Source organism: Clavibacter capsici (assembly GCF_001280205.1).
In the GTDB taxonomy this organism is placed as follows: domain Bacteria; phylum Actinomycetota; class Actinomycetes; order Actinomycetales; family Microbacteriaceae; genus Clavibacter; species Clavibacter capsici.
Map to the genome: position 1 here is coordinate 2,382,231 of NZ_CP012573.1, position 18,133 is coordinate 2,400,363.

General features: G+C 75.2%; 19 protein-coding genes. 10 read left to right on the forward strand and 9 right to left on the reverse strand.

The features are described from left to right. Position 1: 1 nt before the first annotated feature. Entirely contained in the window at positions 2-1,039 is a 1,038-nt protein-coding gene (locus AES38_RS11130) for a methionine ABC transporter ATP-binding protein (protein WP_053775036.1), read from the reverse strand. Continuing rightward, a complete protein-coding gene (locus AES38_RS11135) occupies positions 1,036-1,968 on the reverse strand; it encodes a MetQ/NlpA family ABC transporter substrate-binding protein (protein WP_053775037.1) in 933 nt (310 codons plus the stop codon). The genes AES38_RS11130 and AES38_RS11135 overlap by 4 nt, the downstream gene beginning before the upstream one ends. 317 nt (positions 1,969-2,285) lie before the next feature. Here AES38_RS11135 and AES38_RS11140 point away from each other — a divergent pair, with 317 nt between their 5' ends. Continuing rightward, a complete protein-coding gene (locus AES38_RS11140) occupies positions 2,286-3,131 on the forward strand; it encodes a hypothetical protein (protein ID WP_053775038.1) in 846 nt (281 codons plus the stop codon). A 12-nt stretch (positions 3,132-3,143) separates the two neighbouring features. Here AES38_RS11140 and AES38_RS11145 read toward each other — a convergent pair whose 3' ends face one another. Next, complete coding sequence (locus AES38_RS11145; RefSeq protein WP_053775039.1) at positions 3,144-4,961, reverse strand: ABC-F family ATP-binding cassette domain-containing protein; 1,818 nt, start codon at positions 4,959-4,961, stop codon at positions 3,144-3,146. 149 nt (positions 4,962-5,110) lie between these two features. Between AES38_RS11145 and AES38_RS11150 the strand changes: the two genes are divergently transcribed. Both AES38_RS11150 and AES38_RS16040 read left to right on the forward strand, forming a co-directional pair. Then, positions 5,111-6,403, forward strand: a complete 1,293-nt coding sequence (locus AES38_RS11150) for an MFS transporter (RefSeq protein ID WP_053775040.1) — start codon at positions 5,111-5,113, stop codon at positions 6,401-6,403. A 132-nt stretch (positions 6,404-6,535) separates the two neighbouring features. Further along, a complete protein-coding gene (locus tag AES38_RS16040) occupies positions 6,536-6,706 on the forward strand; it encodes a hypothetical protein (protein ID WP_167441237.1) in 171 nt (56 codons plus the stop codon). Positions 6,707-6,716: 10 nt separating this feature from the next. Here the strand turns inward: AES38_RS16040 and AES38_RS11155 are convergent, their stop codons facing one another. Genes AES38_RS11155 through AES38_RS11170 form a run of 4 tightly spaced genes read right to left on the reverse strand, consistent with a single transcriptional unit; the run spans position 6,717 to position 9,457 of the window. Continuing rightward, positions 6,717-7,148, reverse strand: coding sequence for a molybdenum cofactor biosynthesis protein MoaE (locus tag AES38_RS11155; RefSeq protein WP_053775041.1), 432 nt, complete (start codon positions 7,146-7,148; stop codon positions 6,717-6,719). Then, a complete protein-coding gene (locus AES38_RS11160; protein WP_053775042.1) occupies positions 7,145-7,675 on the reverse strand; it encodes a MogA/MoaB family molybdenum cofactor biosynthesis protein in 531 nt (176 codons plus the stop codon). Before AES38_RS11160 ends, AES38_RS11155 begins: the two co-directional genes overlap by 4 nt. Then, on the reverse strand, positions 7,672-8,169 hold the full coding sequence (moaC, locus tag AES38_RS11165; protein ID WP_053775043.1) for a cyclic pyranopterin monophosphate synthase MoaC: 498 nt from the start codon (positions 8,167-8,169) through the stop codon (positions 7,672-7,674). Before moaC ends, AES38_RS11160 begins: the two co-directional genes overlap by 4 nt. Then, complete coding sequence (locus AES38_RS11170) at positions 8,162-9,457, reverse strand: molybdopterin molybdotransferase MoeA (RefSeq protein ID WP_053775044.1); 1,296 nt, start codon at positions 9,455-9,457, stop codon at positions 8,162-8,164. The genes moaC and AES38_RS11170 overlap by 8 nt, the downstream gene beginning before the upstream one ends. Before the next feature lie 210 nt (positions 9,458-9,667). Between AES38_RS11170 and AES38_RS11175 the strand changes: the two genes are divergently transcribed. The 4 genes from AES38_RS11175 to AES38_RS11190 all read left to right on the forward strand — a co-directional run bounded on the left by AES38_RS11175 (position 9,668) and on the right by AES38_RS11190 (position 13,051). Beyond that, positions 9,668-10,441: an isocitrate lyase/PEP mutase family protein gene (locus tag AES38_RS11175; RefSeq protein ID WP_053775045.1), complete on the forward strand. Its 774-nt coding sequence runs from the start codon at positions 9,668-9,670 to the stop codon at positions 10,439-10,441. A gap of 97 nt (positions 10,442-10,538) precedes the next feature. Beyond that, positions 10,539-11,441, forward strand: a complete 903-nt coding sequence (locus AES38_RS11180) for an MTAP family purine nucleoside phosphorylase (RefSeq protein ID WP_053775046.1) — start codon at positions 10,539-10,541, stop codon at positions 11,439-11,441. Then, positions 11,438-12,502 carry an NAD-dependent epimerase/dehydratase family protein gene (locus AES38_RS11185; RefSeq protein WP_053775047.1) on the forward strand — a complete coding sequence of 355 codons (1,065 nt, stop codon included), beginning with the start codon at positions 11,438-11,440 and terminating at the stop codon, positions 12,500-12,502. Before AES38_RS11180 ends, AES38_RS11185 begins: the two co-directional genes overlap by 4 nt. Positions 12,503-12,601: 99 nt before the next feature. Next, entirely contained in the window at positions 12,602-13,051 is a 450-nt protein-coding gene (locus tag AES38_RS11190; protein ID WP_053775048.1) for a hypothetical protein, read from the forward strand. A gap of 13 nt (positions 13,052-13,064) precedes the next feature. Here AES38_RS11190 and AES38_RS11195 read toward each other — a convergent pair whose 3' ends face one another. Next, positions 13,065-14,054 carry a hypothetical protein gene (locus AES38_RS11195; RefSeq protein ID WP_053775049.1) on the reverse strand — a complete coding sequence of 330 codons (990 nt, stop codon included), beginning with the start codon at positions 14,052-14,054 and terminating at the stop codon, positions 13,065-13,067. Between the two features lie 101 nt (positions 14,055-14,155). Further along, positions 14,156-14,620, reverse strand: coding sequence for a Dabb family protein (locus AES38_RS11200; protein WP_053775050.1), 465 nt, complete (start codon positions 14,618-14,620; stop codon positions 14,156-14,158). A gap of 151 nt (positions 14,621-14,771) precedes the next feature. Here AES38_RS11200 and AES38_RS11205 point away from each other — a divergent pair, with 151 nt between their 5' ends. The 3 genes from AES38_RS11205 (at position 14,772) to AES38_RS11215 (ending at position 18,127) form a co-directional block, all read left to right on the forward strand. Beyond that, the gene (locus tag AES38_RS11205; RefSeq protein ID WP_053775051.1) at positions 14,772-15,875 is read left to right on the forward strand and encodes a hypothetical protein; all 1,104 of its coding nucleotides are present in this window, start codon (positions 14,772-14,774) and stop codon (positions 15,873-15,875) included. 379 nt (positions 15,876-16,254) lie between these two features. Next, positions 16,255-17,232: a permease gene (locus AES38_RS11210; protein WP_371259397.1), complete on the forward strand. Its 978-nt coding sequence runs from the start codon at positions 16,255-16,257 to the stop codon at positions 17,230-17,232. Continuing rightward, entirely contained in the window at positions 17,219-18,127 is a 909-nt protein-coding gene (locus AES38_RS11215; RefSeq protein ID WP_244629163.1) for a TIGR03943 family putative permease subunit, read from the forward strand. The genes AES38_RS11210 and AES38_RS11215 overlap by 14 nt, the downstream gene beginning before the upstream one ends. The last annotated feature ends 6 nt before the right edge of the window (positions 18,128-18,133 follow it).

The following is an 18,133-nucleotide window of genomic DNA, read 5'->3' on the forward strand; positions in this document are numbered from 1 at the left end:
GTCAGACCACCTCCGTCACGGTGACGCCGGCCCGGTCGACCGCGAGCACCTCGTCGACGCGCGCGGGGTCGCCCCCGAGCGCGAGGGTCAGGTTGCCGAAGGTGCGGCCCTGGATGTCGGTGATGCCGCCGTGCACGACCTCGAACGCGATGCCCGCGGCGGCGAGCGCCTGGAACACCTCGGTCTGCGTGGCGCCGCCGTCCGCGAAGGACAGCGTGACCAGCCGGCCCGGGTGGCGCGCCCGCAGGCGCTCCACCTCGTCCCGCTCGGGCACGCCCGCGACGACCGTGGAGACGAAGCGGCGCGCGGCGTCGCTCGTGGGCCTCGAGAACACGTCGAAGACCTCGCCCTGCTCGATGACCCGGCCGGAGTCCATGACGGCCACGCGGTCGGCGATGGACTTGATGACCTCCATCTCGTGCGTGATGACGACGATCGTCACGCCGAGCTCCTCGTTGACCCGGCGGAGGAGCGCGAGCACCTCGCTCGTGGTCTCGGGATCCAGCGCGCTCGTGGCCTCGTCGGCGAGCAGGATCGCGGGGCTCGTCGCGAGCGCGCGGGCGATGCCGACGCGCTGCTTCTGGCCGCCGGACAGCTCGTCGGGCCGGGCGTGCGCCTTGTCGGCGAGGCCGACGAAGTGCAGGAGGTCGCTGATCCGCCGCTGCTGCTGGTCCCGGGGCATGCCCGCGACGGTGAGCGGGTACGCGACGTTGCCCCACACGGTCTTCGACGTGAAGAGGTTGAACTGCTGGAACACCATGCCGATGCCGAGGCGGAGCTTCCGCAGCTCCCGCTCGGGCAGGCCCTGGATCTCGCGCCCGTCGACCGAGACGGTGCCCGCGGTCGGCCGCTCGAGCGCGTTCACGAGCCGCACGAGCGTGCTCTTGCCCGCGCCGGAGTAGCCGATGATCCCGAACACCTCGCCGCGGCGGATGTCGAGGTCGACGTCGGCGAGGGCGTCGAGGGCCGGCTCGCCCTTCGCCCGCGGCGGGTACCGCTTGCCGACGCCCCGCAGGGAGACGTGCGGGGCGTCCGTCATCGAGCCGCCTTCTTCTCGGCGACGGCCTTCTCGGTCGTGCTGAGGATGCTCTGCAGCTCGCCGGCCGGGGTCTTCAGCGGGATGGCCGTGTCGCCCGAGTTCTCGACGAGGGCGTCGATGACGGCCGGGGTGTCCTCGAAGATCCGCGCCAGCTTCAGGTAGGTCTCGTCCTCCGCGTCGTCGGCACGGGCCGCGAACACGTTGACGTAGGCGAGGGAGTTCGGGTCGCTCGGGTCGTCCTGCGCGATGGCGTCGTCGGAGGTGAGGCCCGCGTCCGTGACGAAGTCGTTGTTGATGATGACCGCATCGGCGTCCGGCAGGGACGTGGCGGTGAGCGCGGCGTCGACGGGCGTGACGGTGACCTTGGAGGCGGCCTGGTCGATGTCGTCGAGCGTGGAGATGCTGGACCCGCCGCCCTTCAGCGTGACGAGGCCGGCGCTCTGGAGCACGAGCAGGCTGCGGGCGAGGTTCGACTCGTCGTTGGGGACGACGACGGTGCCGCCCTGGGGGATCTCGTCGACCGAGCCGTGCTTCTGCGAGTACAGCGCGAGCGGGTAGATCGCGGTGGCGCCGATGGGCGTGAGGTCGTCGCCCGCGCCCTCGTTGTACTGCGCGAGGTAGACGAGGTGCTGGAACTGGTTGAGGTCGATCTCGCCCTCGGACAGGGCGGGGTTCAGCTGCGTGTACTCGGAGAAGTTCACGACCTCCACGTCGATGCCCTCCTCCTTCGCCGCATCCACGAAGGGCTGCCACTGCGGGTCGCTCGCGCCGACCACGCCGATGCGGACGGCCTTGCCGCCGCCGGAGAAGGCGCCGGTGGAGAAGAGGACGGCCGCGACGATCGCGAGGACGAGGACGACCGCGCCGATGATGAGGCCGAGGCGGTTCCTCCGCTTCGGGGCGTCGATCAGGGGTGCCTGGGTGGTCATGGGGTTCCTCTCGGTGGTGCGGGGCCGGTGCTGTCCGGTGGTGCGGCGTTTCTGCGGAACGGGGATGCGGGGATGTCGACCGGCGCGGGCGCACGCGGACGAGCCGGTGCGCCGACGGGTGCGCGGACCTGCCGCGGGGGTGCGCGCGGGACGGACGCACGGGCGGCTCGCGATGCGGGACGCCGACGACAGCGGTCGCCGCGTCCCTGCAGCACCTCGACGGTATGCGGCCGGGCGGGGGACTGTCGAACCGGGCCGTAACACGGGGACACCGCCGTCGCCCCGAGGATGTGGCAGGGTCGGCCACGGAGGTGCCCATGCCCGAGGACGACGACGTCTCCGCGCTCCCCCTCGAGGAGCTGCGACGCCTGGTGTACGCGCAGGGCGCCGACGCGGGCGACGAGCGGTGGATCCGCGCGGCGGCCGAGCTCGATCGTCGCGAGCGCGCGGCCCGTCCCGCGGGTCCCGACGACGCCGACCTGCCCGCGGCGACGGACCCGGCGGCGGACGCTGCGGGTCCCGCTCCCGACGCGCCGTCGCCGTCCCCGTCCCCGTCCCCGGGCGGATCCCGCCGCGTGCTCGCCGGGGCGGCGGCCGCCGCGCTCGTCGTCGGCCTGCTCGCGGGCGGCGCCGTCGGCGCGTCCCTCGGCACGGGATCCCCCGCGACCGGCGCCTCCGACGGCACCCCGAGCCCGGGCAGCGACGCGCCACCGGCCGCCGCCGCGGGATCCACGCCCGCCGCCGCGACCCCCGACGGCCCCGCGCTCCTCGGCCCCGACTCGACCTCCGACCAGCGCAGCCGCCCGGTCGGCGCGATCTTCGACGGCCCGCAGGAGGACGGCGACCGGCCGCCCAAGGCCGTGCGCGCCGACGTGGACGCGACCACGATCCGCGCGGTCCAGACGAGCGTCGGCCTCTACGCCGGCCTCTCCGTCTCGGGCGACCTGTGCCTGCTGGTGTTCCCGAGCGGCGGCGCCGGCGTCGTCACGTGCGCGTCGCCGGACCGCGTCGCGTCCGACGGCCTCCGCATCGCGTGGACCACGGAGTTCCCGTCCCGCAACCGCGACGGCTCCACGGGCATGATCACGGGCGACGTGCGCGCGACCTGGTCGGGCGACGACCTCATCACGCTCACGACGCCGGACCGCATCCTCGCGTACTGAGGTCCCGGCGGATCAGCCCTCGAGCAGCTCGCTGAGCTCCATCCACCGCGACTCGAGCGCCTCCACCTCGGCCTCGATGGCGCGCACGCCGTCGTTGGCCCTCGCGAGCCCCTCGTAGTCGTTCGGGTCGTGCTCGGCCATCGCGTCGAGGGCCTGGCGGCGGCGCGTGTCGGCCTTCTCGAGCTTCCGCGTGATGCTCGCGAGCTCCTTCTGCGCGTTCCGCAGCTCGGCGCCCTGGAGCTGCGTGCCGCCGGATCCGCCGAGCGTCGCGGTGGCCTGGCCGCCGACCTCGTCGGGCCGCGCGACCGTCGACCTCTCGGCGTTGCCGGGCTGCTGGCGGAGCTTCAGGTACTGGTCGACGCCGCCGGGGAGGTGGCGGAGGTTCCCGTTCATCACCGCGTACTGCTGGTCGGTGACGCGCTCGAGCAGGTACCGGTCGTGGCTCACGACGAGGAGCGTGCCGGGGAACGAGTCGAGGAGGTCCTCCATCGCCGCGAGCATGTCGGTGTCGAGGTCGTTGGTGGGCTCGTCGAGGATGAGCACGTTCGGCTCGTCGAGCACGATGAGGAGGAGCTGGAGGCGCCGCTTCTGGCCGCCCGACAGGTCCTTGACCGGCGTGGACAGCTGCGCGCTCGTGAAGCCGAGGCGCTCGAGCAGCTGGCCGGGCGTCATCTCCTTGCCGCCCGCGACGTACGTGGTGCGCTGGCGGCCGATGACGGTGGAGACGCGGTCGTCGAGCACGTCCTTCAGCTCGTCGAGCTGCTGCGTGAGCACGGCGACCTTGATGGTCTTGCCGCGCTTGACCCTGCCGGTCGTGGGCTGGAGGGTCCCGGCGACGAGCGACAGGAGCGTGGACTTGCCCGCGCCGTTGACGCCGAGGATGCCGGTGCGCTCGCCGGGCGCGATGCGCCACTCGACGTCCTTGAGGATCTGCTTGTCGCCGTAGCTGACGGACACGTCGAGGAGGTCGACGACGTCCTTGCCGAGCCGCTGCATGGCCATGGACGCGAGCGAGACGGTGTCGCGCGCGGGCGGCTCGTCGGCGATGAGGGCGTTGGCCGCCTCGATCCGGAACTTCGGCTTCGCCGTGCGCGCGGGCGCCCCGCGGCGCAGCCACGCGAGCTCCTTCTTCATGAGGTTCTGGCGCTTGGCCTCGGAGACGGCGGCGCTGCGGTCGCGCTCGACGCGCTGCAGGATGTACGCCGCGTAGCCGCCCTCGAACGGCTCGATGAGGCGGTCGTGGACCTCCCACGTGGCGTTCGCGACCTCGTCGAGGAACCACCGGTCGTGGGTCACGACGATGAGGCCGCCCGAGCTCGGCGCCCAGCGGCGGCGGAGATGGCCGGCGAGCCAGGCGATGCCCTCCACGTCGAGGTGGTTGGTGGGCTCGTCGAGGAAGAGGATGTCGTGGTCGCCGATGAGGAGCTTCGCGAGCGCGACCCGGCGGCGCTGGCCGCCCGAGAGCTCGGCGACGTCGGCGTCCCACGGCACGTCGGAGGCGAGGCCGTCGATCACGTCGCGGACGAGCGGGTTGCCCGCCCACTCGTGCTCGTCGATCCCGCCGACGATCGCCTCGCCGACGGTCTGGCCGTCCGGCAGGGTGTCGCTCTGGTCGAGCACGCCGATGGTGACGCCGCGGCGGCGCGTGACGCGGCCGGAATCCGGCTCCAGGCGTCCCGCGAGGAGGGAGAGGAGGGTCGACTTGCCGTCGCCGTTGCGTCCGACGATGCCGATGCGGTCGCCCTCGTTCACCCCGATGGTCACGTCGTCGAAGATCACGCGCGTCGGGAACTCGAGGTGGAGCGCTTCGGCTCCCAGCAGATGGGCCACCGCACGAGCCTAGGCGACCCCCACCCGGGGAATTCCCGCGACGGGTCCGCCGTTGGCTCCCAGCGTGACCCGCGAGGGCCGCCCGCTCGACGGGGAGCAGCCCGCCCCGCCGCCCGTGCGCCGGGATCCGCCCACCGCGAGGAGCGCACATGACGACCGGCCGCACCGACACCGCATCCATCCCCGCGGCGCACGCGCCCGCGGCGCCCGCCACGGCGCCCGCACGCCGCGAGTCCGCCGCCGGCCTCCTCGTCTACGCGCTCACGCTGCTCGTGCTCGTCGCCTCGGGCGCCGCGCCCTCGCCGCTCTACCCCGTGTACCAGGAGGAGTGGGCGCTGCCGCCCGTCGTGCTCACGGTCGTGTTCGCCGTCTACGTCGCCGGCCTCCTCGCGACCCTGCTCACGGCCGGCCGCCTCTCCGACCACATCGGCCGCCGCCCCGTGATCCTCGGGGCGCTCGCCGTCTCCACCGCCGCGATGCTCGTGTTCGCCTTCGCGCACGACGGCCTCGCGCTCGTGGTCGCCCGGATCCTGCAGGGCCTCGCGATCGGCCTGGCCACCGGCGCGCTCGGCGCCGGCATGATCGACCACCAGCCCACCCGCCGCTCCGGCCTCGCCGCCTTCCTCAACGGCGTGGTGCCGCCGGCCGCGCTCACGGTCGGTGCGCTCGGCAGCGGCTTCCTCGTGGCCTACGGACCGGCACCCGAGGAGACGGTGTTCGTCGTGCTCGCGGCGCTCATGGTGGCGGCGGGCGTCGCCGTCGCGTTCGTGCCCGAGCGGCAGCCGCGGCGGGCGGGCGCGCTCCGGTCGCTGATCCCGTCGGTCGCCGTGCCGCGCGCCGCCCGCTCGGTCTTCACCGCGGTCGTCGGCGGCATGATCGCGAGCTGGGCGCTCGGCGGCATGTTCCTCGCCTTCATCGGATCCGTGCTCGGCGACACCTTCGGCCTGCACAGCGCGGCGCTCACGGGCTCGGCCATCGCCCTGTTCACGGGCACGGGCGCGATCACCGGCATCGTGATCCGCACGCGCGACGCCCGCCGCAGCCTCATCGTCGGCGTGGTCGCGCTCGTGCTCGGGCCGGTCGGCCTCGTCGCCGCGATCTGGACCGCGTCGCTCCCCCTCTTCGGCGTCGCCGCGGTGATCGGCGGCGTGGGCTTCGGAGCCGGGTTCCAGGCGGGTCTCCGGCTCGTGCTGGCGGAGGCGCCCGTCGACCAGCGCGCGAGCCTCCTCTCCTCCGTCTACGTCGCGAGCTACCTCGCCTTCGGCGTGCCGAGCATCGTCGCGGGGGTGTTCGTGGAGGCCGACGGGCTCCCGATCGTGCTCACGGTCTACGGCGCGTTCGTCGCGGCGAGCGCGCTGGTCGCGCTCGTGCTGCAGCTCGTGGGCCGCCGCACGCGCCGGGCCGAGCGGATCGCCGACGCGCGGGACGCCGCGACGACCTGAACGCTGTCGGACCGGACCGCCGCGCCCCCGTGCGGGGGTAGCATCGGGGCGCCGCGCGGGGACCACGTGCCCCGTCGCGCGCTCCCCCTCTCCGGCGCACCGCCGGCGGGTCCCGAACGGAAGGTCACCCCCATGGCGTTCATCGTCGTCCTGCTCGTCCTCTGGCTGATCCTCACGGTCGTGGGGTTCGCCATCAAGGGCCTCGTCTGGCTCGGGATCATCGGCATCATCCTGATCCTCGGCACGATCGTGCTCGGCAGCCTCCGCCGCCGCTACAACTCCGCCAAGACGCCCAAGGCGTAGTCCTCCCGGGTCAGCCGAGGGAGGCGACCCACTCGCTCGTGCCGTCGTCGAACGCCTGCTGCTTCCAGATGGGGACGCGCTGCTTGACCTCGTCCACCAGCAGGCCGCACGCGGCGAACGCGTCGGCGCGGTGCGCGGAGGACACGGCGCACGTGAGCGCGACGTCGCCGATCCCGAGTCGGCCGATGCGGTGCTCGACGGCGATGCGCACGTCCGGGTACCGCGCCGACACGTCGAGCGCGACCTGGCGGATCGCCTGGCGCGCGGCCGGATGCGCGGAGTAGTCGAGCCAGAGGACGCCCTTGCCGTCGTCGTGGTCGCGCACGACGCCCTCGAAGGTCACGACGGCGCCCGCGTCGTCGGCGCGCACGGCGTCGGCGCAGTCCTCGACGCGGATCGCGCCGCCGGCGATGCGCGCGAAGAGCACGCGGTCGGCGGTCACGCCGTCGCTCCGTCGGCGTCCGCAGCCGGGTCCGTCGCGGGATGCACGGCGCCGCGGGCCTGCTCGAGCACGTGGTCGAGGATCCGGTCGAGCAGGCCGAGGCCGTCGCGCACGCCGCCCGGCGAGCCCGGCAGGTTCATGACGAACGCGCCGCCCGCGATCCCCGCGTGCCCGCGCGTGAGCACGGCCGTCGGCGTGTGGGCCGTGCCGATGCGGCGGGCCTCCTCCATGATCCCGGGGATCTCGAGGTCGAGCAGCGGCGCCGTCGCCTCGGGCGTGCGATCGGTGGGGGTGATGCCCGTGCCGCCCGTGGTGAGGATCACGCGCGCGTCGCCCGCGACGGCGTCGGCGAGCGCGGCGGCGACCCCGGGTCCGTCGGCCCGCACGTGCGGGCCGTCCACCGCGAAGCCGCGCTCCCGGAGCCAGGCCGCGATGACGGGTCCCGTGCGGTCCTCGTATTCCCCCAGGGCGGCGCGCGTGGAGGCGACGATCACGACCGCGCGGCCCCGCGGATCCACGGCGGTCATGCCCGCTCCCAGTCGCCGGACTTGCCGCCCTGCTTCTCGCGCACGAGCACGTCGGTGATCACGGCCCGCGCGTCCACCGCCTTGAGCATGTCGTAGAGCGTGAGCGCGGCGACCGAGGCCGCCGTGAGCGCCTCCATCTCCACGCCCGTGACGCCCGTGGTGCTGACGGACGCGACCACGGTGAGCCGGTCGTCGTCGCCCGTGATGTCGATCTCGATGCGGCCGATCGGCAGCGGATGGCAGAGCGGGATGAGGTCCGACGTCCGCTTCGCCGCCATGATCCCCGCGATGCGCGCCGTGCCGACCGCCTCGCCCTTCGGGAGGTCGCCCGCGATGACGGACGCGACCACCTCGGGCCGCGTCACGAGCACGGCCTGCGCGACGGCGCGGCGCTTCGTGACGGCCTTGTCGGTGACGTCGACCATGTGGGCGGATCCGTCCTGCCGCAGGTGGGTGAGGGACGGCGCGGCGGCGCTGGCGGCGGGATCAGTCATCGATGCTCCAGACGGTGACGGGGTCGCCGGCCTCGAGCCGGTCGCGACCTGCGGGGATGTGGACGAGGTGGGTGGCGGTCGCGTACGCGTGCAGGAGGTGGGATCCGGGCCCGCCGACCGCGACGACCCGGCCGTCCGCGTCGAGCCGGCCGCGCCGCACCTGGTGCTTGGCGGCGGGCGAGTCGAGCGGCTCGGCCAGCGGCAGCTCGCGGGACGGGCGGTCGGGACGCGGGTGCCCGGCGATCCGCCGCAGCACCGGACGGAGGAACAGCTCGAACGAGACGAGCGCGCTCACGGGGTTGCCGGGGAACGCGACGACGGGGATCCGCGCGCCGCCGAGGTCCGCCGTGCCGAGCCCCTGCGGCCCGCCCGGCTGCACGGCGACGGAGACGAACTCCACGCCGCCGCCCTCGAGCACGTCGCGGACGACCTCGTACGCGCCCGCGCTGACCCCGCCCGTCGTGACGAGGAGGTCGACGTCGTGGGCCGCGTCGCGGAGGGCGGCGCGCACCAGGTCGGCGTCGTCGGAGGCGATCCGGAGCGCCCGCACCTCCGCGCCCGCGGCCTGGAGCGACGCGGCGAGCGCGGCGGAGTTGGCGTCGTGGATCTGGCCGGGCGCGAGCTCCTCGCCCGGCCCCCGCAGCTCGAGGCCGGTGGAGAGGAGGAGGACGACGGGTCGCCGGCGCACGGAGATGCGCGCGACGCCGGCCGACGCCAGGACGCCCAGGTGCGCGGGGAGGAGGCGCGTGCCGGCGGCGACGAGCACGGCGCCCGCGGCGAGGTCGCTGCCCTGCGCGCGGACGAAGGCGCCCGGATCCACGGGCGCGCGGAAGGAGACGGTGGCGTCGGTCGCGTCCTCGTCGACGAAGCGGTCGGGGATCGCGGCCTCGATGGGCACGATCGCGTCGGCACCGGGCGGCACGGGGGCGCCCGTCATGCAGGGCGCGGCGGTGCCGGGTTCGAGGGGCGCGGGGGCGACGCCCGCGGGGATCCGGGGCGCGATGCGGAGGACGGCGGGGCGCTCACCCGTCGCGTCGGCGAGGTCGGCGGCGTGCACGGCGTAGCCGTCCATCTGCGAGTTGCGGAACGGCGGCAGGTCGAGCGGGCTCACGACGTCGCGGGCGAGCACGCGGCCGGCATGGCGGTGGGGATCCGCGACGAGCGCCTCCGCGGACACGTCCAGCTCCTCCGCGGGCAGGCCCGCGAGCGGGGCGAGAAGCGCGGACACGGCCGCACGGTGCTCGTCGACCGTGCGTCGTAGGCGGTCCGCGGGGCGGTCGGGGGTCATGCCCCCATCATCCCCCGGGGCGGAGGGGTGCTCGTCGGGGGACGGGACGGGATCCGCGTCGCGAGCAGGGGCCGGGCGGCGGCGCTGAGCGCCCGCCGGGCGCGCGGGTCGGCGGGTCGCCCGCCCCTCCCCAGGCGCGCGCCGCGACGAGGTGTCCGGGTCCCGAAGCCGCCCCTGCCGCGCGCCGGGCGGCCGTCCTAGGGTCGGACCATGACCATCGCAGCCCGCGGGCAGAACCTCGTCGACCTCCACACCGCACCCGAGCTCCTCCAGGTGGTGAACGTGTGGGACGCCATCACGGCCGCCGCCATCGGCGCGCTCCCCGAGACCAAGGCGCTCGCCACCGCGAGCCACTCCATCGCCGCCACCTTCGGCTACGAGGACGGCGAGAGGATCCCGCTCGACCTCCACCTCGACATGATCGGCCGCATCGTCGCCGCCGTCGAGCAGCCCGTCTCCGCCGACATCGAGTCCGGCTACGGCGACGCGGGCGAGACCGTCCGCCGCGCCATCGGCGTGGGAGTCGTCGGCGCGAACCTGGAGGACGGCATGCGTCCCCTCGACCAGTCGATCCGCGCGGTCGAGGCCGCCGTCGCCGCCGCGCAGGCCGAGGGCGTGCCGTTCGCGCTCAACGCCCGCACCGACGCCTACGTGCTGGGCGGCGACCGCGACCGGTCCGACATCCTGGCCGACGCCGTCGAGCGGAGCCGCGCCTACATGGCCGCCGGCGCCACGAGCGTCTTCGTGCCCGGCCCGCTCACGGAGGACGAGGTGCGCACCCTCGTCGAGGCCGTCGGCCCGCAGCGCCTCACCGTCATCGGCGTCCCCGGATCCCTCTCCCCCGCCCGCTTCCAGGAGCTCGGCGTCGCCCGCGTCTCCTACGGCCCGTGGACCCAGCGCGTCGCGCTGACCGCGCTCCAGGACACGGCGAAGGACCTCTACGCGGGTGGCGCGCTGCCCGAGGGGACGCGTCCGCTCAACTGACGCGGTCCCGTCCGCGTCGACCGGGGCGCGGCGGACGCGGACGAGCCCGCGCCCACCGCGCCCTGGTTGACTGGGCACCCACCCGAAGGAGCACGACGTGACCGACACCCCCGCCGCGGCGCCCGCCGCATCCGCCCCCCGCGCCGAGATCGGCGCCATCGGCGGATCCGGCCTCTACGCCCTGCTCGACCCCGCGACCAGCACGTCGCACCGCATCGAGACGCCGTTCGGCCCCACTTCGAGCGAGGTCGCCGTCGGCGAGCTGGCGGGTCGCCGCGTCGCGTTCCTCACCCGGCACGGCGCCGACCACTCGGTCGCGCCGCACCTCATCGACTACCGCGCGAACATTTGGGCGCTCGCGTCGCTGGGCGTCTCGGCCATCGTGTCGTCGTCCGCGGTCGGCGGCGTCTCGCCGGACTACCCGCCGGGATCGCTCGTGCTCACCGACCAGCTGCTCGACCGCACCTGGGGCCGGCCGGACACGTTCTTCGACCAGGGCGTCGTGCAGCACCTCTCCGCGGCGGATCCCTTCGACCCCGAGCTGCACGCGCTCGCAGCCGCCGCGCTGGTCGAGCTCGAGGGCGGCGACCGCGCCGATCCTGCCGGTCCCCTGCGCACCTCCGGCACCGTCGTCGTGATCCAGGGCCCGCGCTTCTCCACGCGCGCCGAGTCGCTGTGGTTCCGCCAGGCGGGCGCGCACATCGTGAACATGACGCAGTACCCCGAGGTCGTGCTCGCGTCCGAGCTGAACATCGGCACGGTGAACCTGTCGTTCGTCACCGACGCGGACGCGGGCCTCGCGCCGCTCCCGGGCGAGCAGGGCGACGCCGTCACGGCCGACCTGGTCTTCGCGCGGCTCAAGGAGGCGCAGCCGCGCATCGTGCGGGCGATCGAGGCGGTCATCCGCGCGATCCCCGCCGACTACCGCGGGCGGCCGCTCATCGACCCGGACGCGGTCGCGTCCGTGCTCGCCCGACCCACGACGGGTGCGCGCTCGTGAGCGACGGCATCCTGCTCGTCACGGGCGGCGCGGGCTTCATCGGCGGCGCGATCGTGGAGGCGGCGCTCGCGGAGGGGCGCCGCGTGCGCGTGCTCGACTCGCTGCGCGCCGACGTGCACGGCGGCGACCCGGATCTCGACCCGCGCGTCGAGCTCGTGCGCGGCGACGTGACGGATCCGGACGCCGTCGCCGGCGCGCTCGACGGAGTGGACGTCGTCTGCCACCAGGCCGCGAAGGTCGGCCTCGGCGTCGACTTCCTCGACGCCCCCGACTACGTCGCCACGAACGACGGCGGCACCGCCGTCCTGCTCGCCGCGATGACCCGTGCCGGGATCGACCGCCTCGTGCTCGCGAGCTCGATGGTCGTCTACGGCGAGGGCGCGTACGACGGCGCCGACGGTCCGGTGCGCCCGCCCGCGCGCCGCGTCGCGGACCTCGACTCAGGGATGTTCGACCCCGTCGACCCCGCGACGGGCGAGCCGCTCGTCCCCACCCTCATCGGCGAGGACGTGCCGCTGGAGCCGCGCAACGTGTACGCCACCACCAAGCTCGCGCAGGAGAACCTCGCGAGCTCCTGGACCCGGGCCACCGGCGGTCGCGCGGCGGCGCTCCGCTACCACAACGTCTACGGGCCGGGCATGCCGCAGAACACGCCCTACGCGGGCGTCGCGTCGCTGTTCCGCTCGGCGCTCGCGCGCGGCGAGGCCCCGCGGGTCTTCGAGGACGGCCGGCAGCGCCGCGACTTCGTGCACGTGCGCGACGTCGCGGGCGCGAACCTCGCCGCCCTCGCCTGGACCGCGACCCACGAGCCCGGGTCCTTCCGCGCGTTCAACGTCGGCAGCGGCACCGTGCACACCATCGGCGAGATGGCGGAGGCGCTCGCGCGCGAGGCCGGCGGATCCGCGCCCGTCACCACGGGCGAGTACCGGCTGGGCGACGTGCGGCACATCACCGCGTCGTCGGAGCGGCTCCGGACGGAGCTCGGCTGGGAGCCGCGCATGACGTTCGAGGAGGGCATGCGCGAGTTCGCGACGGCGCCGCTGCGCAGCGCGGTCGTCTGACGCCGGCCCGGCCCGATCGGTACCCGGGTGCTGGTCCCCCCGGCGATCCCGGCACCTCCGGCGGATGAGCCGGCGGGCCCCCGCCGCGAGACTGGGAGCATGACCCCCGCTGCATCCCCCCGCCGTTCCGCGCGCGTCGGGACCGCCCTCGCGCTCGGCGCCGTGACCCTCGCCCTCGCGGGCTGCTCGAGCGTGATGGACGACGTCGCCGACATCTACGCCATCACCTACGAGGTGACGACCACCGGGCCCGCCGCCGACGGCCTGACCGACGTGTCGTACGCGGAGGCCTCCCATCGCGGCCGCCCGTCGATCGTGAAGGAGGTCGGCCAGGCGTCGTTCGCGCCCGGCGACGACTCCGCGAGCTCCATCTGGTCGATCGAGTCGGTGGTGACCGCGGAGGACTGGGCGTTCGTGCAGGCCACGCCGATGGACGGCGAGGCGCTGACCTGCCGGATCCTGGTGGACGGCGTGAAGGAGATCGCGTCCTCGACCGCGGCGCCCGGCCAGCCCGTGACCTGCCAGGTCCCGACGGCGCCGTTCGGCTGACCCGGCGGATCCCCTACCGCGGCTCGCCCGTGCCGAGGCGCTTGCCGGCCGCCGCCCGTCCGCGGCCCCTCGCCTGCAGCGCGACGCGGACCGCGACGAACACGAGCCCCGCCAGCACGATGTGGACGAGCACCAGCGCGATCGCGTCGGGCTCGACGAACGCGACGTCCCAGCCCGACGGCGCCCAGCCCGTGCCGCCGAACACCAGCCGCGTCACGGTCAGCTGCGTCCAGTGGAAGGCCACGGCCACGAGCAGCGCGCCCTCGACGGGGATCCGTCGCGCGGCCACGAGCGCCAGGCCGAACAGCGCGAGCTGCACCACGTAGACGATCGGGTCCATGCCCGCCGGGAACACGGCGAACGGGAGCGGGTCACCGCCCGTGACGACCGCGACGAGCGCGCGGACCGGGGAGACCACCACGCCGATCAGCGGGAAGAGCGCGGTCGTGAGGATCGTCGCGGCCACCAGCCCGAGGCCGTCGCGCAGGTTCGTCCAGACGTGGCCGCGGAGCGCGAGCTCCTCCGGGATCGCCTCGTAGAGGGCGAGGACGACGCCGTTCAGGAGCAGGAAGCCGAGGAACCCGAGGAGGTCGACGTCGTCGACGCGGATCCAGCCGAGCGCGCCGGCGGGCATCCAGACCAGGGCACCGGTGACCGCGCCGACGCCCGCCCCCAGAGCGAGCGGGCGACCCATGCGGCGCGCGAGCCCCATGCTGCGGAGGCTGCGGCGGTCCATCCGGCGCCGCAGCACCGCCACGGCCGGCACCGCGAGCGCCGACATGAGGACGGCCTGCAGGACGGCGGGGAGGACGCGGTCGGCGCCGAACGCCCGGGTGACGGCATCCACGATGCCTACGGACAGGCCGAGCGCGACGCCCAGCGCCACCCAGCCGAGGAGGGCGGCGAGCACGGCGCCCGGCCACGGGCGCGGGTGGCGCACCTGCGCCAGGAGGCGCGGGTCGGCGGACCGGTGGGTGTGCGATGGTGCGGCGGCAGCGGTCACGGGGCGTCTCGTCTCGTCGGGGTCCGGCGCCACCATGCTCGCGGCGGACGCGCCTCGGGCCGAGCCGCAGCGACGGCGCGGCCCGCATCGGGGGCGCGGGATCAGCGCGACGACGCCCCCGCCGGCACGTCGGCCGCGGACGCCGCCTCCGTGAAGTCGAACACCAGCACCCCGTGCGGATCCGGCGCGAGCAGCGGGCCCACGAACTCCTTGAACGCGGCGTGCTGGGCGTCGATGCGGGACGGATCCGCGACGAGCGGCTCCCCGAGGTAGAGGTTGCGGTCGCCCTCGGAGGAGAAGGTGAGCACGAACCCGAGCTCGAAGCCGCGGCCGACGCCCTCGGGGCTCGACTGCCGTCCGGCGTGCAGCGAGCGGATGTACGGGCCGGAGCCGTCGGGGTGCGGCGAGTCGGCGAGCGCCCGGAAGCGGCGCTCGACCTCGTCGCGGTCCGCGGGCGCCGCGTCGTCGCGGAGGCGGAACAGCACGACGTGGTGCACGAGCCCGGGCACGTGGTCGCGGGCGGTCAGCTGGGCGTCGGTGAGGGCGGGGGGCGCGTCGGTGGTCATGTCCGGATCCTGGCCCGATCCGGCGCCGACGGCACAGGGGGGGGCGCGACCGTGACCCGGACGGGGCCCTCGCCCCGCCGGATCCGCGGCCGTAGCCTGGTCGGTACCGCGCTGCCCCTCAGGGTCGCGCCCGCCGCGACGAGGAGGCCGCATGGACGACGCGCACGCCTCCCGCGCCGAGGCGCTCGCCCGGCGCCTCCGCGACGATCCCGCCGCCGCGGCCCTGCTCGAGGAGCTCCGGCGGACCGCGTACGGGCGCGCCGGATCCACCGCGCCGCTCGTGGAGGTGCCCGCCGCCCTCCGCGCACGCACCGGGTACGACGAGCGCGAGCTGCCGGCCCCGCTGGTCGCGCTGGTGGAGGAGGAGGCGCGCCTCGCGGACGAGGGCGCGGCGCTGCTCGAGGCCGACGCCCGGGCGCCCCCGACGGCCGGCGAGCACGCGCACGAGCACGAGCACGAGCACGAGCACCCGGATCCCGCCCTCCGCGACGGGGACGACCCCGCGCCCAGGCGCCGACGCGCCCTCCGCCCCGGCCCGATCGCCGCGGTCGTCGCCGCGTGCCTCGTGGTCGCCGGGCTCGGCGCCGCGTCGGCCGCGGGCATCCTCGAGGGCGGGGGCTCCGCGTCCTCGGGCCCCGGCGTCGCCTCCCCGACGTCCACCGCGACCACGACGTCGGTCCCGCGCGGCCAGGCCATGGGCACCCCGGACGGTCGCCGCGGCGCCCCCGTGCCGGACTTCACGGCGGATCCACCGGTGCGGGTCCCGCCGACGGACGCCGAGCTGGCCGAGGAGCTGCAGGCGGGCGCCGACCGGGCCTGGGATCTCGTGCTCCAGCAGGACCCGGACGCCGTGCGGCCGGACGTGCGCCCGGAGCGCCTGGTCGAGCCGGAGGACCACGTCGAGCAGCAGCTGGCGTGCCTCCGGGACGGGGGCGTGTCCGCCTCGCGCATCGCGGACGACGCCTACAGCCTCGTCGACGCGGATCCGCTGGTCGTCTACGCGTGCGCCGTCCGCTTCCCCGTGCAGAGCGCCGGCCCGCGCAGCGACGCCGAGCTCGCGTACCTCCGCGACTACTACGCGTCCTTCCTCCTCCCCTGCTACGCGGCGGAGGGCGCGCCCGTGTCCGGCGAGCTGCCCGGGGTCGACGAGTTCATCGCGCTCGCGCGCGCCGAGCGCCCGTGGACCCCGATGCCGGAGCGCATGGACGCCCGCGTCGCCGCCGCCTGCCCGGAGCTGCCGGAGGCGTTCCGCTGACCGGAGCCGCGACCCGGCCGTCGCATCCCGCCGTCCGCGGGCGCGCGACGCCGTCTCCTGACCCTCCGCCGCACCTGCTGAGCACGCTTCTCAGCGCGGTTAGGGTGGATCCCGTGCGCGCCCTCCTCGGACCCCGGCCCCGCGCCACCGGTCCGCGATGACGGACCGGCACAGCCCGTTCGGCCCGGACGACGACGGCGCTTCGCCCTTCGACCGGCCCGCGCGCCCCCGCCGCGAGCGCGCCCGCGACCGCCGGATCCGCGCGGGCGCTCCGCCCGCCGAGCCGAGCCCCGCGTCCTCGCCCGTCGCGACGGCGACCCTCCCCCGCGAGGCCCCCGGTCACGCGCACGACCACGCCCCGCGCACCACCCCCACCGGGATCCGCACCGGCCTCGTCACGGGCCTCGCCCTCGTCCTCCTGCTCCTCGCCCTCCGCGCGGCCTCGCCCGCGCTCGGCGACAGCGTCCTGCCCGACCGCCTCCAGGACCTCGTCACGCTCTCGGTCAGCGTCATCGTGGAGTCGCTGCCGTTCGTGATCCTCGGCATCGTCCTGTCGATCGTCGTGCAGGTGTGGGTGCCGCCCGGCGTCATCGAGCGCCGCCTGCCGCGGAACCCGTTCGCGCGCCGCGCCTGCATCTCGTTCCTCGGCATGGCGCTGCCCGTCTGCGAGTGCGGCAACGTCCCGCTCGCGCGCGGCCTCGTCGTGCGCGGCTTCACGGTGCCGGAGTCGATCACGTTCCTGCTGGCCGCGCCGATCATCAACCCGATCACCATCATCACGACGCACGCGGCCTTCGGCTGGGACGGCTGGATCCTCGTGGCGCGCCTCGTCGGCGGCTTCCTCATCGCGAACGTGGTCGGCTGGCTGTTCAGCCTCCACCCCGAGCCCGACCGCCTGCTCACCGACGAGTTCCGCGCCGAGTGCGCCCTGCCGGATCCGCACGCCCACGGCGGCGCGCGCGTCCGGAAGTCCATCTCGCTGTTCGGCCGCGAGGCGACGACGATCATGCCGGCGCTCGTCATCGGATCCCTGCTCGCGGGCCTGATCCAGGTCGCGGTGCCGCGCGAGGTGCTCGTGACGCTCGGCGGCAGCCCGATCCTCTCCGTCCTCGCGCTGATGCTGCTGGCGTTCGTCGTCTCGGTCTGCTCCAACGTGGACGCGTTCTTCGTGCTCTCGTTCGGATCCGTGTTCCTTCCCGGCGGCATCGTCGCCTTCCTGGTGTTCGGGCCGGTCATCGACGTGAAGATGCTCGCGCTCATGCGCACCACCTACTCGACCCGCACGCTCGTGATGATCACCTCGGTCGTCGCGCTGATCAGCCTCGCGCTGGGATGGGGTGTCAATGCGATCGCCTGAGGACCGGACCCGCCACGACCGGCAGTCCGCCGACCCGACCGCCGACCGGCCCACCGCCCTCCGCCGGAGCCGCGCGCGCCGCCGTCGCGCCGCGGGCGGCCATGCCTCCTCCACGGTGGGCCTCGTCCTGCTCGCAGCCTGCGTCGTCTCGACGCTCTGGCTGACGATCACCGGGCAGCTGGGCCTCTACATCCACCCGCGCTACTTCGTCTTCACCGGGATCATGGCGGTCGTCGGCCTCGTCGCGACCGTCGCCGGCTTCGCGCTGCGCCCCGCCGACGCCGCGGAGGAGCACGACCACGACCACGGATCCGCCGCCCTCGGCGACCTCGCGGCCGCGCCCGCCGCGGCCGGCCGCGCCTCCCTCCGCGCCCGCGCCTCCCGCGTGGCCGTCGCCGCGGTCGTCACCGTCACCGTGGTGGCCGTCCTCGTGCTCCCGCCGCGCACGCTCACCACCAGCACGGTCACGCAGCGCGCCCTCAACTCGAGCACGGTCGCCTCCGACGCCGCGCCCGACCAGGAGCTCCTCGGCACGAGCGACTTCTCGACCCTGGGCGTCAAGGACTGGTCGCAGCTGCTCGCGCAGACCACGGATCCCACCTTCTTCACCTCCAAGTCGGTGGACATCACGGGCTTCGTGAGCGCCGACCCCGACGACCCGGAGGACGTCTTCTACGTGACCCGCTTCGTCGTCACCTGCTGCGCGGTCGACGCGCAGCCCGTGGGCGTTCCCGTCTACCAGCCCGGCTGGGCCAGCACGCTGCAGAAGGACGAGTGGGTGCGGGTGACGGGGCCGTTCGCCTCGAACCCGAGCGCGAAGAGCCGGCAGCCGCTCGCCGTCATGCCGCAGGACGTGACGAAGGTCGACCAGCCCGCCGACCCCTACGTCTACTGAGCCGCC

Coding starts and splice junctions, on each gene's coding strand:
- AES38_RS11130 (WP_053775036.1), bottom strand. CDS start 1,039: ATGACGGACGCCCCGCACGTCTCCCTGCGGGGCGTCGGCAAGCGGTAC.
- AES38_RS11135 (WP_053775037.1), bottom strand. CDS start 1,968: ATGACCACCCAGGCACCCCTGATCGACGCCCCGAAGCGGAGGAACCGC.
- AES38_RS11140 (WP_053775038.1), top strand. CDS start 2,286: ATGCCCGAGGACGACGACGTCTCCGCGCTCCCCCTCGAGGAGCTGCGA.
- AES38_RS11150 (WP_053775040.1), top strand. CDS start 5,111: ATGACGACCGGCCGCACCGACACCGCATCCATCCCCGCGGCGCACGCG.
- AES38_RS16040 (WP_167441237.1), top strand. CDS start 6,536: ATGGCGTTCATCGTCGTCCTGCTCGTCCTCTGGCTGATCCTCACGGTC.
- AES38_RS11160 (WP_053775042.1), bottom strand. CDS start 7,675: ATGACCGCCGTGGATCCGCGGGGCCGCGCGGTCGTGATCGTCGCCTCC.
- moaC (WP_053775043.1), bottom strand. CDS start 8,169: ATGACTGATCCCGCCGCCAGCGCCGCCGCGCCGTCCCTCACCCACCTG.
- AES38_RS11170 (WP_053775044.1), bottom strand. CDS start 9,457: ATGACCCCCGACCGCCCCGCGGACCGCCTACGACGCACGGTCGACGAG.
- AES38_RS11175 (WP_053775045.1), top strand. CDS start 9,668: ATGACCATCGCAGCCCGCGGGCAGAACCTCGTCGACCTCCACACCGCA.
- AES38_RS11190 (WP_053775048.1), top strand. CDS start 12,602: ATGACCCCCGCTGCATCCCCCCGCCGTTCCGCGCGCGTCGGGACCGCC.
- AES38_RS11200 (WP_053775050.1), bottom strand. CDS start 14,620: ATGACCACCGACGCGCCCCCCGCCCTCACCGACGCCCAGCTGACCGCC.
- AES38_RS11205 (WP_053775051.1), top strand. CDS start 14,772: ATGGACGACGCGCACGCCTCCCGCGCCGAGGCGCTCGCCCGGCGCCTC.
- AES38_RS11215 (WP_244629163.1), top strand. CDS start 17,219: ATGCGATCGCCTGAGGACCGGACCCGCCACGACCGGCAGTCCGCCGAC.